This window comes from Bradyrhizobium cajani (assembly GCF_009759665.1).
Classification (GTDB): domain Bacteria; phylum Pseudomonadota; class Alphaproteobacteria; order Rhizobiales; family Xanthobacteraceae; genus Bradyrhizobium; species Bradyrhizobium cajani.
Map to the genome: position 1 here is coordinate 1 of NZ_WQNE01000090.1, position 1249 is coordinate 1249.

A 1249-nucleotide genomic window follows, 5' to 3' on the forward strand; every position below is an offset into this window, starting at 1 on the left:
GGTAGGTCGAGGCCGTGCTCATGGAACCACAGCAGCGCCTGCCGCGCGGTCCCGAGTTCCTCGATCTTGTCGAAGACGAGCGTAATGGCGTCCTGCACACGCCGGTCCGGATCCTTCTCGTAGCGATCACCGACCTTCACAAAACCGACTGGCGTGGCCGCAATCAGTTCGCCACGGCTGGCCTTCTCGAAGCGTGCCGAGAGCGAGCGTTGTCGCAAAAGGTCCATCTCATACTCGTTGAGGCTCCCCTTCAGCCCCAGAAGCAGTCGGTCGTTGCCATGCCGCGGAGCATAGACAGCTTCCTGGTCAACCAGCACCGTGTCGACGACGCGACACATCTCGATCAGCTGTTGCCAATCCCGGCTATTGCGGGCAAAGCGCGAGACCTCCCGCGCACAGACTGCGCCGACCTTGCCGAGGCAGACCTCGGCCACCATCCGCTCGAAGCCCGCGCGCTGGACGCCGCCGGCAGCGGAACGCCCAAGATCATCGTCGATCACCTCGATCTTGGACCACCCCAGCGCCGTCAATCGGTCGCGCATCGCGTATTGCAACGCGCTGCTCTCACGATTGTGCAGAACCTGATGGGCGGAGGACTGGCGCACATAGAGGATCGCCTTCGCTCGAGATGGTGAGGGCGGACCTTGTCACTGATCATGACCGTCTTCCCTCTTCGCAAGCGTTGCGCTTACCTGTGCATGGTCCAGCACCAGCTGCGTCATCAAGTTCACCAGCGCATCCTGCGCCTCCTTCGGCAGGTCCCGCCATTCCGGTACCCCGACGACGCCGTGCGCTATGCCACCCGTGAACAGGTCCATCTGATGCACGCTGAACCGCCGGTTACGCCGAACCGGGTTCGCCGATATCGCCGTCCTGCTTGCCATGAGCCTCTCCCCGATTCTGATCGTGAGAGACTCCGCATGCACCGGAAAGCGGTTCATTCAATGATGATGTCGCGCTCTTGACCGCTGAATCGACAAGCGACGACAACGCGTTGAGCGCTTCCAGGCTGACAAAGGGCTCTGCCGTTAGGCTGCCACCGCGAGCACATGCCGCGCGGTCGAACATCCAGGATGGAATCTCCAGAAAACGCTGCGTCTCCGATCCATCCAGCGTGCAGCGGAAAACAACGCCGTCCGCCTTGTCGATCACACCATGGACGAAAACCTCGCGGCCTGCCCAAGGGTGATGCCGGTACAGAACCTCACGGCATACGGTCCCGTGGGCGTTCTCAAGCCTTGTTGTACAA

At 61.8% G+C, this 1249-nt stretch carries 3 protein-coding genes; all 3 read right to left on the reverse strand.

What is annotated here, in order from left to right; genetic code table 11:
* Positions 1-605 (reverse strand): recombinase family protein (locus tag GPL20_RS38495; protein ID WP_254126561.1); only part of this gene is annotated, 605 nt, incomplete at its 3' end.
* Between the two features lie 42 nt (positions 606-647).
* The gene (locus GPL20_RS38500; RefSeq protein ID WP_157337941.1) at positions 648-884 is read right to left on the reverse strand and encodes a hypothetical protein; all 237 of its coding nucleotides are present in this window, start codon (positions 882-884) and stop codon (positions 648-650) included.
* The coding region (locus GPL20_RS38505; protein ID WP_373568297.1) for a hypothetical protein at positions 841-1249 on the reverse strand (409 nt) is incomplete at its 5' end. The genes GPL20_RS38500 and GPL20_RS38505, both read right to left, overlap by 44 nt.

Bases quoted from the DNA above. Each gene is read 5' to 3' on its own strand.
- GPL20_RS38500 (WP_157337941.1), bottom strand. From the start codon at position 884: ATGGCAAGCAGGACGGCGATATCGGCGAACCCGGTTCGGCGTAACCGG.